We start from the raw sequence: 13116 nt of genomic DNA on the forward strand, positions 1-13116 counted from the left end.
GCGATACATCGCGACTGAACAAGACTGTCGCGAGTTGCCGGGCTGTCGGGGCGCCGACAGCCCAGCCGTCGCTCAGGCGGCCAGGCCCAGCTCCCCCGTCCCGGCCACGCCACCGCCCGGCACCGCGGCCACCGGGGCCCGACGCGGTGCGACGGCGGGCATCGGCACCAGGCGCACCGCCGACTCGGCGGCCCGGGCCAGCAGCCGGCGGTCCGCCCCCGACGCGGGGTGCAGCGCGGCGGCCACCGAGACCGAGACGACCAGGTCGGTGGCGGCCAGCACCCGGCGTACCGACCGCCAGAGCGTCTCGTCGCCGACGAAGGCGGGGGCTGCCGTACCGGCCCCGGTCGACGCGTCGCGGTAGCCGATCCGCAGCGGCACCACCGGCGCCCCGGCGTCGATCGCCGCCTGGAACACCGCCGGCCGGAACCCGCCGCCGGGGCGGCAGCCGGACGGGCCACCGCACCAGGTCGTACCCTCCGGGAAGACCGCGACCGGGCGACCGGCGCGCAGCACGGCCGCCACCGCGCCCACCGTCCCCGGCAGCGTCCGGGGCCGGGCCCGGTCCACCCAGACCGTGCCGGCCGCCGCGGCCAGCAGCCCGACCAGCGGCCAGTCCCGCACCTCGCGCTTGGCCACCATCCGGGCCGGCTGGACGGCGAGCACCGCCAGCACGTCCAGCCAGGAGACGTGGTTGGCCACCAGCAGCGCCCGCCGGCGGGGCAGCCGGCCGGCGAGGACCAGCCGCACCCCGAAGGCGCGGACCGTGCCGCGCGCCCAGCCGCGGACCGCGGCCGCCCGCTCCCGCGCCGGCAGCACCGGCACCACCGCGGCCAGCACCGCACCCGCCAGCAGCATTCCGAGTACGGCCAGCAGCCGCCCGACCCGACGCACCACCGGGACGACCTCCCCCGCCCCCGCCACCGGCAGGCAGTCCGGGCCGCACCCCGAGGTGGGCCGCCACGGGTTCCGCCCGGCGCTCACCGCTGCTCCCCGCCGAGGAAGTGCCGCAGGTAGCGGGGATTCATCCGGTCCAGCGAGAAGAGCACGTAGAAGTCGGCGACCCCGAAGTCCGGGTCGTACGCCGGCTCGCCACAGACCCAGGCGCCCAGCCGCAGATAGCCGCGGAGCAGCGGCGGGACCAGCGCCCGCGCCTCCCCCGCGCCGACCGGCTCCCCGGCCGACGGCGGCGCCTCGGCGAACCACGGTCGGTGCGGCCGGACCCGCAGCGGCGGCGGCGCCAGGTGCTTCGCCCGGACCTGCGCCCAGACCGCCGCGGCGGCCCGACCCCCGTCGGCCACCGGCACCGACGCGCAGCCGCCCAGCCAACGCGACCCGCGCAGGTGCAGGTAGCGGGTCAGGCCGGCCCACATCAGGTTGATCACGGCACCGGAGCGGTGGTCCGGGTGCACACAGGACCGACCGGTCTCCACCAGGTCGTCCCGGAGCGGGTCGAGCGCGGTCAGGTCGAACTCGCCGTCGGCGTACCGGCGGTCGGTCCGCCCCGGCGGCAGCAGCCGGTACGTGCCGACCACCGCCCCGGTGCGCTCCTCGCGGACGATCAGGTGGTCGCAGTGGGCGTCGAGGTCGTCGGAGTCCAGGCCGGTGTCGGCGCCGGCCAGCCGGGCGCCGAGTTCGGTGGCGAACACCTCGTGGCGCAGGCGTTGCGCGGCCGCGACCAAAGTCGGGTCGTCGGCGATCAGCAGGGTGTATCCGCTGGTCGTGATGGGTGCGCCAGCGGCGTGCAGAACGGCCATGGGATCTGTGTAAGGTGCCCGGGTTGCCGGCTGCGGTGGCGACCGGTGTCGATCCGGTGAACGCCGGCCGGCCGGCAAGGACGGGCCCCCTCTCAACGCCTGGCGTTGTACAGGGGCCCCCTGTCAACACGTCGAGAGGTTGCTGATGATCATCGAGGCGCGCTTCAACGGGCCACCCGGCTCCGGTAACGGCGGGTGGAGCGCCGGCGTGTTCGCCGCCGTGCACGGCGCGGCCACCGGCCCGGCCGAGGTGACGCTGCGCCGGCCGCCACCGCTGGACACCCCGCTGCGCCTGGTCGACGGCGCCGTGCACGACCCCGAGGGGGCGCTGGTGGCGCAGGTCGGACCGGTGGACGACTTCCCGGCCGAGGTGCCGCCGGTGGACCGGGCGACCGCCGAGGCAGCCGCGGCGGCGTACCCGGGGCTGGTGGACCACCCGTTCCCCGGCTGCTACGTCTGCGGCCCGCGGCGCGCGGACGGGTTGCGGATCTTCCCCGGCCGGCTGCCGGACGGGCGGACCGCGGCCCCGTTCCGGGTGCCGGCGGACGTCACGCCGGCGACCGTCTGGGCCGCCCTGGACTGCCCCGGCGGCTGGGCGGTGATCGCCCCCGGCCGGCCGTACGTGCTGGGCCGGATCGCGGTGGTGGTGGACCGGCTGCCCGAGCCCGGCGACGAGTGCGTGGTGGTGGGCGCGCAGGCCGGCGGCGAGGGCCGCAAGGCGCTGGTCAGCACCGCCCTGTACGGGTCGGCGGGTGACCTGCTCGGGCACGCCCGGGCGACCTGGATCGCCCTGCCGGCGTCCTGATCCGGGCGTCGACGTCATCCCTGAGGATGATCATCTCCTGCCGGAGGTGGAGGCGGCGCTCCGGAGCGGGCCTGATTGACCAGGTTGCGCCGGCTTGCCAGGCTGTGTTGCGGCGCCACCGCAACGGCGTCGCACACCGGCGCGCCCACGCGCCACCCCACGATGGGAGAACGATGTCTGACGGGCAGCGAAGCCCCACCCCCGGTGACGGCCAGATCGTGGTCTCCGGCCTGACCAAGCAGTACAAGAACCTCCGGGCGGTCGACGACCTGTCCTTCGCCGTCCGACCCGGACGGGTCACCGGTTTCCTCGGGCCCAACGGCGCGGGCAAGACCACCACCCTGCGCATGCTGCTGAACCTGGTCACCCCGACCAGCGGCTCGGCCACCATCGACGGCCGGCGCTACGCCGACCTGACCGACCCGCTGCGGCACGTCGGCGCGGTGCTGGAGGCGTCCAGCGCGCACAAGGGCCGCACCGGGATCAACCACCTGCGGGTGATCTGCGCGGCGGCCGGGCTGCCCCGCGGGCGCGCCGACGAGGTGCTGGAGCTGGTCGGGCTCACCCCGGCGGCGAAGCGGAAGTTCAAGGGTTACTCGCTGGGCATGAAGCAGCGGCTGGGGATCGCCGCGGCGATGCTCGGCGACCCCCGGGTGCTGATCCTGGACGAGCCGGCCAACGGCCTCGACCCGGAGGGCATCCGCTGGATGCGCGGCTTCCTCAAAGGGCTGGCCGCCCAGGGTCGTACGGTGCTGGTCTCCAGCCACCTGCTGTCGGAGATGCAGCTGCTCGCCGACGACGTGGTGATCATCGCCGCCGGCAAGCTGGTCCGGCAGGGGCCGGTGGAGCAGGTGATGAGCTCGATGACCGCCGGCGGCCGGGTGCGGGTCCGCACCCCGCAGGCCGACGAGCTGGTCGCGGCGCTGCGCGAGCAGGGCGCCACGGTCACACCGGACGAGCACGGCGTGCTGCTGGTCGACGGGGTGGACGCCCCCACGGTCGGCCGCACCGCGCTCGCCGCGAAGGCCGAGCTGCACGAGTTGGGCACCGAACGCCCCGACCTGGAACGGGTCTTCCTTGAACTGACGGCCGGAAAGGCGGGCATCCGATGAACCTCGTCCGGTCCGAACTGCTCAAGATCCGTACGACCAACGCCTGGTGGCTGCTCGGGCTGGGCGCCTTCCTGTCGCTGGTGCTGGCCTTCGCCTTCAACGCCTTCTACGCCCACCAGGTGCTGGGCGGCAACGCGGAGGAGTTCGGCGCGAGCGGCGAGGCGGCGACCGTCGCCGGTCAGGCGGCGAACATCTACACCTCGGGACAGTTCCTCGGGCTGCTCTTCGTGATGCTGATCGGCATCCTGATGGTGACCAACGAGTTCTTCCACCAGACGGCGACCACCACGTTCCTGACCACCCCGCGACGCACCTCGGTGATCGTCGCCAAGTTGATCGCCGCGTCCCTGCTCGGTTTCGCATTCTGGCTGGTCACCACGCTGATCAACCTGGCGGCCGGGGCGATCTTCCTGACCGTCGACGGGCACGGCGCCCAGCTCGGCGAGTGGACGGTGCACCGGGCGCTGCTGTTCAACCTGCTGGCGTACGCGATCTGGACGATCCTCGGGGTGGGTATCGGCACGCTGATCCCGAACCAGCTCGGCGCGGTGATCACCGCGGCGGTCCTCTACCTGGTCGGCACCCAGGTGGTGCAGCTGCTCTTCCTCGCGCTCTCCGCCTGGCTGGACAGTCAGGCGATCCTGAAGTGGCAGGTGGTCTGGCCGGCAGTGGCATCCCTGGTGATGATCTCGGGTGAGAAGTCCGACATACTGCCGGCGTGGTGGGTCGGCGCGCTGGTGCTGATCGGCTACGCGCTGGCCAGCGGCGTGGTCGGCGTGTTGATCACGCGGCGACGGGACATCGCCTGACCGGCGGCCCGCCCGGTCCTTGCCGGCGGCCCCGGACCGATGCTGCCCGTCAGCACCGGTCCGGGGCCGCCGCCCGCTACCAGGAGTCGACGTCACCCGCAGGGATTGCCGAACTTCTGGCATCTTCTGTGAAACGGGCCACCCGGCGGAGGCGAGAATGCCTGGCGCGGGTCCACGGCGTAGCCTGGGAGCCGTCCCGTGTGCCCGAATCCGGGCCGGCGGCGACGCACCGCGTGACAACGAACCCGCGTTGAAAGAGGCGATTACCGGCCGTGTCGACCCAGCAGACTTCGCAGGAGAACCCACTGGCGGGTTTCGGCCCGAACGAGTGGGTCGTCGAGGAGATGTACCAGCGCTACCTCAACGACCCCACAAGCGTCGATTCGGCCTGGCACGACTTCTTCGCGGACTACCGGCCGGCGCCGGGGGCCGCCCCGGCCAAGCCGGCGGAGAAGCCGGCCGCCCCCGCCGCGCAGCCGGAGCCGGCCGAGCAGCAGGAGGCGGTCGCCACCGTCGTCCAGCAGCCGGCCGCCGCCCAGCCCGCGGCGAGGCCCGCCGCCAAGGCCGCCCCCGCCAAGCCCGCCGCCAAGCCGGCGCCGGCCGCCAAGCCCGCCCCGGCGAAGCCCGCCGCGGCCAAGGCGCCGGCCGCGAAGCCCGCTCCGGGCACCACCCCGCTGCGCGGCGTGGCCGCCAAGATCGTCCAGAACATGGACGCGTCGCTGGCCGTGCCGACCGCCACCAGCGTGCGGGCCGTGCCGGCGAAGCTGCTGGTCGACAACCGCATCGTGATCAACAACCACCTGGCCCGGGGCCGCGGTGGCAAGGTCAGCTTCACCCACCTGATCGGGTACGCGTTGGTCCGGGCGCTGGTCGAGCACCCGGAGATGAACAACTCCTTCGCCGAGGTCGACGGCAAGCCGGCGATGGTCCGCCCGGAGCACGTCAACCTGGGCATCGCCATCGACCTGACCAAGCCGGACGGCTCCCGCAACCTGGTGGTGCCCTCCATCAAGGCCTGCGAGCAGATGGACTTCCGGCAGTTCTGGCAGGCGTACGAGGACGTGGTCCGGCGCGCCCGCCGCAACGAGCTGACCATGGAGGACTACTCCGGCACCACCATCTCGCTGACCAACCCGGGCGGCATCGGCACGGTGCACTCGATCCCGCGCCTGATGACCGGGCAGAGCGCCATCATCGGCGTCGGCGCCATGGAATACCCGGCGCCGTACCAGGGCATGAGCGAGGCCACCCTGGCCGACCTGGCGGTCAGCAAGATCATCACGCTGACCAGCACCTACGACCACCGGATCATCCAGGGCGCGCAGTCCGGCGAGTTCCTCAAGGTGATGCACGGGCTGCTCCTCGGCGAGCGCGGCTTCTACGACCAGATCTTCACCTCGCTGCGCATCCCGTACGAGCCGGTGCGCTGGGTGCGGGACGTGGCAGTCGACTCCGAGGGCCAGATCAACAAGACCGCCCGGGTGCACGAGCTGATCCACGCCTACCGGGTGCGCGGGCACCTGATGGCCGACACCGACCCGCTCGAGTTCAAGATCCGCAAGCACCCCGACCTGGACGTCCTCCAGCACGGGCTGACCCTGTGGGACCTGGACCGGGTCTTCCCGGTCAACGGCTTCGCCGGCAAGCAGCGGATGAAGCTGCGCGACATCCTCGGCGTGCTGCGCGACTCGTACTGCCGGCGGGTGGGCATCGAGTACATGCACATCCAGGACCCGGAGGAGCGGCGCTGGATCCAGGAGCGGATCGAGCGCAAGTACGAGAAGCCCAACCCGGAAGAGCAGAAGCACGTGCTCAACCGGCTCAACGCCGCCGAGGCGTTCGAGACCTTCCTCCAGACCAAGTACGTCGGCCAGAAGCGCTTCTCGCTGGAGGGCGGCGAGTCGCTGATCCCGCTGCTCGGCGAGATCCTGGAGTCCTCCGCCGAGGGCGGGCTGGACGAGGTCGTGATCGGCATGGCCCACCGGGGCCGGCTCAACGTGCTGGCCAACATCGTCGGCAAGCCGTACGAGAAGATCTTCTCCGAGTTCGAGGGGCACCTCGACCCGCGCTCCACCCAGGGCTCGGGCGACGTGAAGTACCACCTCGGCCAGAACGGCAAGTTCACCACCCCGGACGGCGACCACGCGGTCAAGGTGTCGGTGGTGGCGAACCCGTCGCACCTGGAGGCCGTGGACCCGGTGCTGGAGGGCATCGTCCGGGCCAAGCAGGACCGGATCGACCTCAAGCTGGAGGGCTACACCGTGCTGCCGCTGGCGGTGCACGGTGACGCCGCCTTCGCCGGTCAGGGCGTGGTGGCCGAGACGCTCAACCTGTCCCAGCTGCGCGGCTACCGCACCGGCGGCACCGTGCACGTGGTGGTCAACAACCAGGTCGGCTTCACCACCGCCCCGGAATACAGCCGCTCCAGCCTCTACAGCACCGACGTCGCCCGGATGATCCAGGCGCCGATCTTCCACGTCAACGGCGACGACCCCGAGGCCGTGGTCCGGGTCGCCCGGCTGGCCTTCGAGTACCGCCAGGCGTTCAACAAGGACGTCGTGATCGACATGGTCTGCTACCGCCGGCGCGGGCACAACGAGGGCGACGACCCCTCGATGTCCAACCCGGAGATGTACAAGATCATCGACTCGAAGCGCTCGGTCCGCAAGCTCTACACCGAGGAGCTGATCGGCCGCGGCGACATCACCGTCGAGGACGCCGAGGAGCTGCTCCGCGACTACCAGGCGCAGCTGGAGCGGGTCTTCAAGGCCACCCGGGACGCCGCCTCGTCGCCGAAGCAGCCGGCCCGCCAGCGCCGCGAGGCCGAGCCCGAGCCGCAGGTGCAGACCGCGACCGACGCCGCCGTGGTCAAGGCGATCGGCGAGGCGCACGTCAACCTGCCGGAGGGATTCACCCCGCACAAGCGGATCCAGCAGCTGCTGGACCGCCGGGCCAAGATGTCCGTCGAGGGCAACATCGACTGGGGGTACGGCGAGATCATCGCCTTCGGCGCCCTGCTGCACGACGGGGTCACCGTCCGGCTCGCCGGCCAGGACTCCCGCCGGGGCACCTTCGTCCAGCGGCACGCCTCGGTGGTCGACTCGCAGACCGGCGACGACTACCTGCCGCTGCAGTCGCTGACCGCCGACGGCGAGCGCTCCCGGTTCTTCGTCCACGACTCGCTGCTCAGCGAGTACGCGGCGATGGGCTTCGAGTACGGCTACTCGGTGGAGAACGTCAACGCGCTGGTCGCCTGGGAGGCCCAGTTCGGTGACTTCGTCAACGGCGCCCAGTCGGTGATCGACGAGTTCATCTCCTCCGGCGAGGTCAAGTGGGGCCAGCGCTCGGCGGTCACCCTGCTGCTGCCGCACGGCCACGAGGGCCAGGGCCCGGACCACACCTCCGGCCGCCCGGAGCGGTTCCTCCAGCTCTGTGCCGAGGACAACATGCGGGTGGCCATCCCGACCACCCCGGCGAACTACTTCCACCTGCTGCGCCGCCAGGCCCTGTCGCCGAAGCGCAAGCCGCTGGTGGTGTTCACGCCGAAGTCGCTGCTGCGGCACAAGCTCTGCGTCTCCCCGGTCGAGGACTTCACCACCGGCACCTTCCAGCCGGTCCTGGCGGACACCGCCGCCCCGGCGCCGGAGCAGGTGAAGCGGGTGCTGCTCTGCTCGGGCAAGGTCTACTACGACCTGTTCCAGGCCCGGGCCGAGCGGGGCGTCACCGACACCGTGATCCTCCGGATGGAGCAGCTCTACCCGCTGCCCGTCGAGGAGGTCCGGGCCGCCCTGGCGCAGTACCCGAACGCGGAGGACTTCGCCTGGGTGCAGGAGGAGCCGGCCAACCAGGGTGGCTGGAGCTTCGTGGCACTCAACCTGCTGGAGCACCTGCCCGAGGTACGGCTGCGCCGCATCTCCCGCCCCGCCGCCGCGGCCCCGGCCGTCGGCTCGGCGAAGATGCACGAGGTGGAGCAGACCGCGCTGATCGAGGCGGCTCTCCCCCGCCCGTGACCTGACCGCACCACCCCGGCCCGCTGCTCCCTTCTCGGGAGCGGCGGGCCGGTCCACGTCGAGAGCGAGAGGAACCCGATGTACTTCACGGATCGTGGGATCGAGGAGCTGGTCCAGCGGCGCGGGGAGGAGCAGGTCAGCGTGGAGTGGCTGGGTGAGCGGCTGCGCGACTTCGTCGACCTGAACCCCGAGTTCGAGACGCCGATCGAGCGCTTCGCCACCTGGCTCGCCCGGCTGGACGACGAGGACGACGAGTAGTCGCTCATGATCAACGGCCCGGGTGGGGAGGACCAAGGTCCCGCGCGGGCCGCGGTGCGGGCCCTTAGGGTGGGGTCGTGGCGCGCAGCGTGTACCTCACCAGCGTCGGCTCCGGCGGCGGAAAGTCGACCATCGCGCTCGGCCTCGCCGAGCTGCTCTCCCGGCAGGTCGACCGGATCGGCATGTTCCGACCGCTGGTCTCCGACCACGCCCCCGACCAGATCCTCGCCCTGCTCGCCGAGCGGTACCGGGTCGAGCTGCCGCCGCAGGAGCTCTCCGGCGCCAGCTACGCCGAGGCGTCCGCGCTGGTGGCCGAGGGACGGCGGGAGGAGCTGATCTCCCGGATCGTCGAGCGCTACCGGGACGTGGAGCGACGCTGCCCGGCCGTGGTGGTGGTCGGCAGCGACTTCGCCGACGGCGGGGACGGCGCCGGCCCCCGCGAGCTGGCCTTCAACGCCCGGCTGGCCACCGAGTTCGGCAGCGTGGTGGTGCCGGTGATCGACGGTTTCGGGCAGCGCCCGGAGGCCATCGCGGCCGCCGCGCGCGGGGCGTACCACGACCTGGTGGACCTGGGCGCGACCGTGCTGGCGGTGATCGCCAACCGGGTGCCGGGGGCGATGACCCTGCCGGAGCTGCCGGTGCCCGCGTACGCCATCCCGGAGGTGCCGACCGTGTCGGCGCCGACGGTGGCCGAGGTGGCCTCGGCGCTCGGCGCCACCCTGCTGGCCGGCGACGACGCGGCGCTGGGCCGGGACGTGTTGGACTACGTGGTGGGCGCGGCGCACGTGCCGACCCTGCTCGACCACCTGACCGAGGGCGCGCTGGTGATCACCCCCGGCGACCGGGCCGACCTGCTGGTCGCCGCGAGTGCCGCGCACGTGGCCGGCCAGGTGTCGGTGGCCGGCCTGGTGCTCACCCTCGGCGAGCAGCCGGACCCGCGGGCGATGCGCCTGGTGGAGGGGTTGAACACCGGCCTCGCCGTGCTCTCGGTGCCCAGCGACAGCTACGACACGGTGGAGGCGTCCAGCCGGATCGAGGGCCGGCCCAGCACCGCCAACCCGCGCAAGGTGGACGCCGCCCTCGGCGCCTTCGAGGCGAACGTGGACACCGTCGATCTGGCCCGCCGGCTGCGGGTCAGCCGCTCCGAGCGGGTCACCCCGCTGATGTTCGAGTACGACCTGCTCGACCGGGCCCGGGCCGACCGGCGTCGGCTGGTGCTGCCCGAGGGGTCCGAGGAGCGGATCCTGCGGGCGGCGGAGATCCTGCTCCGCCGGGGCGTGGCCGACCTGACCCTGCTCGGCCGCCCCGACGACGTCGCCCGGCGTACCCGGGAACTGGGCATCGACATCGGCGGCGCGCAGGTGGTCGACCCGGCCGGCAGCGAGTGGCGCGACGAGTTCGCCACCGCGTACGCGAAGCTGCGCGCCCACCGGGGGGTCACCCCGGAGCTGGCGCACGACATCGTCGCCCAGCCGAACTACTTCGGGACCATGATGGTGGCGACCGGGCGGGCCGACGGGATGGTCTCCGGCGCCACCCACACCACGGCGGCCACCATCCGCCCGGCTTTCGAGATCATCCGTACCGTGCCGGGGGTCTCCGTCGCCTCCAGCGTCTTCTTCATGCTGCTGGCCGACCGGGTGCTGGTCTACGGCGACTGCGCGGTCAACCCCGACCCGGACGCAGCCCAGCTCGCCGACATCGCCATCTCCTCGGCGGACACCGCCGCCCGGTTCGGCATCGAGCCGCGGGTGGCGATGCTGTCCTACTCGACCGGTGACTCGGGCGCCGGCGCCGACGTGGAGAAGGTCGCGGCGGCCACCAAGCTGGTCCGGGAACGCCGGCCCGACCTGCTGGTCGAGGGGCCGATCCAGTACGACGCCGCGATCGATCCGCAGGTCGCGGCCACCAAGCTGCCGGAGAGCGCGGTGGCGGGGCGGGCCACGGTCTTCATCTTCCCGGACCTGAACACCGGCAACAACACGTACAAGGCGGTCCAGCGGTCGGCCGGGGCGGTGGCCGTCGGCCCGGTGATGCAGGGGCTGCGGCGGCCGGTCAACGACCTGTCCCGGGGCGCCACCGTCCCCGACATCGTCAACACCGTGGCGATCACGGCCATCCAGGCGGCCGGGACGCCGGAGGAGGGCTCGTGACCGACCGGGTGCTGGTGCTCAACTGCGGGTCGTCGTCGGTGAAGTACCGGCTGTTCGACGGCGACGAGGTCCGCGACAAGGGCCTCGTCGAGCGGGTCGGCGAGCCGGGTGGTGGGCCGGCGGACCACGCGGCGGCGGTGCGGGAGATCCTCGGCCGGCTGGACCTGGCCGGGCTGCGCGCGGTCGGGCACCGGGTGGTGCACGGCGGCCGGAAGTTCAGCGAGCCGGTGCTCATCGACGACGCGGTCTTCGCCGCGATCGAGGAGCTGGTGCCGCTGGCCCCGCTGCACAACCCGGCGAACCTGGCCGGAATCGTCGCGGCCCGGGAGGCCCTGCCGGACGTCCCGCAGGTGGCGGTCTTCGACACCGCGTTCCACCACACCCTGCCCGAGGCCGCCGCCGTCTACGCCATCGACCGGGAGGTCGCCCGCCGGCACGACATCCGCCGGTACGGCTTCCACGGCACCTCGCACGCGTACGTCTCCCGGCGCACGGCGGAGCTGCTGGACCGTCCCGCCGCGGAGCTGAACGTCGTCACGCTGCACCTGGGCAACGGCGCGAGCGCCTGCGCGGTCTCCGGTGGGCGCAGCGTCGCCACCTCGATGGGGATGTCCCCACTGGAGGGCCTGGTGATGGGCACCCGCAGCGGTGACCTCGACCCGACCGTGATCTTCCACCTGCGCCGGGAGGCGGGGATGGGGGTGGACGAGATCGACGACCTGCTCAACCACCGCAGCGGCCTGCTCGGCCTGACCGGGGTCAACGACATGCGGGAGGTGCTGGAACGCCGGGCCGCCGGGGACGCCGCCGCCGCGCTCGCCTTCGACGTCTACTGCCGCCGGATCAAGGAGTACGTCGGCGCGTACCACGCGCTGCTCGGCCGGGTCGACGCGGTCACCTTCACCGCCGGGGTGGGTGAGCACGCCGCGCCGGTCCGGGCCGCTTCCCTGGCCGGGCTGGACCGGCTCGGCATCACGGTGGACGAGGAGCGCAACGCCGGCAGCGGTGACCGGCTGATCTCGCCGGAGGGGGCGGAGGTGGCGGTCTGCGTGGTCGGCACCGACGAGGAGCGGGAGATCGCCCGGGAGACCCGCGCGGTCCTCGACTCCGCCACCTGAGAGTCGCCGGGGCGCGAGCCTGACCGGGGCGGATGGGTCCGGGCGGACGCTGTGGAGCTGATGTCGCAGACGAGTCACCGCCGGCGGGGGCGACCGCCGTTCGTCTCCACGTCGGGACGGCGACGCTGCCCTCGCTCGGCTGAATCGTTCACGACATCAGCTCGAAAGCACCCTTGCGAATGCTCGCCGGCGCGACGGAACGCCACGCCGGGCGACCGATCGGCGAGGCTCAGGAGAGGGCGAGCCAGGCGGCCAGGGCGAGGAGCACGACGGCCACCACGGCGGCGGCGACGATCAGCGGCAGGCGGGACGGCGCCGGGGTGGCGGCGGCCTCGGGGGTGTGTGCGAAGGCGCGGAACTGCTCGGTGTTGCCGCTCGGGTCGGTGTAGTTCTCAGACATGCGGTGACGATAGCGAAGACCGTCGACATCCTGGCGCTCACCGGGCCGGCGCGCCGAGGTCGGTCCGGCCGGCCCCGGCGAACCCGCCGGGTGGTGGCCCGACCCGGTCCGGACGGTGGGGCCGGCCCGGACCGGTCGCCTCTACCGTGGAACAGGTGGGGGCACGACGGCTGGCGGCAGTGTTGGTGACGGCACTGCTGGCCGGCTGTGGCCCGGCAACCGCCGCCACCACCGGCACCACGGCAGCCACGGGCGCCAGGGGCACGACAGGCACCACGGGCAGCGGCGGGGTCGCCCCGGCCCAGTCCGCGCCGCGCTCGACGTACCCCGTCGGTGTGCGGCAGCTGACCGTCGACCCGGCCGGTTCCCGGCCGCTGCCGCTGACCGTCTGGTACCCGACCGCGGGTGGACGACCGGCCGCCGGTCGGTTCCCGGTGATCGTCTACAGCCACGGCCTGCGCAGCCTGCCCGAGCTGCACGCCCCGCTGACCACCCGGTGGGCCGCCGCCGGGTTCGTGGTCGCCGCGCCGACGTACCCCCGGACCAACCTGCGGGCGAGCCACTTCACCCGGGCCGACGTACGCAACCAGCCCGCCGACGGCTGGCGGGTGATCCGGTACCTGGTCCGTCTGGACGCCGGCCGGGACGACCCGCTCGCCGGCCACCTCGACGTCAGCACCTTCGACGACCGCCT

10 protein-coding genes and 1 pseudogene are annotated in these 13116 nt (G+C 73.2%); 8 read left to right on the forward strand and 3 right to left on the reverse strand.

What is annotated here, in order from left to right:
- Positions 1-72: 72 nt before the first annotated feature.
- Positions 73-984: a lysophospholipid acyltransferase family protein gene (locus GA0070564_RS12575; RefSeq protein WP_091608042.1), complete on the reverse strand. Its 912-nt coding sequence runs from the start codon at positions 982-984 to the stop codon at positions 73-75.
- A complete protein-coding gene (locus GA0070564_RS12580; protein ID WP_091608045.1) occupies positions 981-1757 on the reverse strand; it encodes a GNAT family N-acetyltransferase in 777 nt (258 codons plus the stop codon). Before GA0070564_RS12580 ends, GA0070564_RS12575 begins: the two co-directional genes overlap by 4 nt.
- Positions 1758-1902: 145 nt before the next feature.
- Here GA0070564_RS12580 and GA0070564_RS12585 point away from each other — a divergent pair, with 145 nt between their 5' ends.
- From GA0070564_RS12585 to GA0070564_RS12615, 7 genes are all read left to right on the forward strand, one after another.
- Complete coding sequence (locus GA0070564_RS12585) at positions 1903-2562, forward strand: hypothetical protein (RefSeq protein WP_091608049.1); 660 nt, start codon at positions 1903-1905, stop codon at positions 2560-2562.
- Positions 2563-2735: 173 nt separating this feature from the next.
- A complete protein-coding gene (locus GA0070564_RS12590; RefSeq protein ID WP_091608052.1) occupies positions 2736-3674 on the forward strand; it encodes an ABC transporter ATP-binding protein in 939 nt (312 codons plus the stop codon).
- Entirely contained in the window at positions 3671-4483 is an 813-nt protein-coding gene (locus GA0070564_RS12595; protein ID WP_091608055.1) for an ABC transporter permease, read from the forward strand. The genes GA0070564_RS12590 and GA0070564_RS12595 overlap by 4 nt, the downstream gene beginning before the upstream one ends.
- 272 nt (positions 4484-4755) lie before the next feature.
- Complete coding sequence (locus GA0070564_RS12600) at positions 4756-8493, forward strand: multifunctional oxoglutarate decarboxylase/oxoglutarate dehydrogenase thiamine pyrophosphate-binding subunit/dihydrolipoyllysine-residue succinyltransferase subunit (protein WP_091608058.1); 3738 nt, start codon at positions 4756-4758, stop codon at positions 8491-8493.
- 78 nt (positions 8494-8571) lie between these two features.
- Positions 8572-8751: a DUF6104 family protein gene (locus tag GA0070564_RS12605; protein ID WP_088973003.1), complete on the forward strand. Its 180-nt coding sequence runs from the start codon at positions 8572-8574 to the stop codon at positions 8749-8751.
- Between the two features lie 77 nt (positions 8752-8828).
- Positions 8829-10904, forward strand: a complete 2076-nt coding sequence (gene pta, locus GA0070564_RS12610; protein ID WP_091608061.1) for a phosphate acetyltransferase — start codon at positions 8829-8831, stop codon at positions 10902-10904.
- A complete protein-coding gene (locus tag GA0070564_RS12615; protein ID WP_091608064.1) occupies positions 10901-12022 on the forward strand; it encodes an acetate/propionate family kinase in 1122 nt (373 codons plus the stop codon). The genes pta and GA0070564_RS12615 overlap by 4 nt, the downstream gene beginning before the upstream one ends.
- A 229-nt stretch (positions 12023-12251) precedes the next feature.
- Here GA0070564_RS12615 and GA0070564_RS29290 read toward each other — a convergent pair whose 3' ends face one another.
- Positions 12252-12422 (reverse strand): hypothetical protein, encoded by a 171-nt coding sequence (locus GA0070564_RS29290; RefSeq protein WP_176730655.1) that lies wholly within the window; start codon positions 12420-12422, stop codon positions 12252-12254.
- A 155-nt stretch (positions 12423-12577) separates the two neighbouring features.
- On the opposite strand from GA0070564_RS29290, the pseudogene GA0070564_RS12620 reads away from it, so the two are divergent.
- Positions 12578-13105: pseudogene (locus tag GA0070564_RS12620) on the forward strand (alpha/beta hydrolase family protein); the annotation flags it as partial.
- Between the last annotated feature and the right edge of the window lie 11 nt (positions 13106-13116).

The sequence above is a fragment of the Micromonospora mirobrigensis genome (assembly GCF_900091555.1).
In the GTDB taxonomy this organism is placed as follows: domain Bacteria; phylum Actinomycetota; class Actinomycetes; order Mycobacteriales; family Micromonosporaceae; genus Micromonospora; species Micromonospora mirobrigensis.

What these genes read in the sequence shown, in the direction of transcription:
- GA0070564_RS29290 (WP_176730655.1), bottom strand. Translation starts at nt 12,422, where the DNA reads ATGTCTGAGAACTACACCGACCCGAGCGGCAACACCGAGCAGTTCCGC.
- GA0070564_RS12605 (WP_088973003.1), top strand. Translation starts at nt 8,572, where the DNA reads ATGTACTTCACGGATCGTGGGATCGAGGAGCTGGTCCAGCGGCGCGGG.
- GA0070564_RS12590 (WP_091608052.1), top strand. Translation starts at nt 2,736, where the DNA reads ATGTCTGACGGGCAGCGAAGCCCCACCCCCGGTGACGGCCAGATCGTG.
- GA0070564_RS12595 (WP_091608055.1), top strand. Translation starts at nt 3,671, where the DNA reads ATGAACCTCGTCCGGTCCGAACTGCTCAAGATCCGTACGACCAACGCC.
- GA0070564_RS12585 (WP_091608049.1), top strand. Translation starts at nt 1,903, where the DNA reads ATGATCATCGAGGCGCGCTTCAACGGGCCACCCGGCTCCGGTAACGGC.
- GA0070564_RS12580 (WP_091608045.1), bottom strand. Translation starts at nt 1,757, where the DNA reads ATGGCCGTTCTGCACGCCGCTGGCGCACCCATCACGACCAGCGGATAC.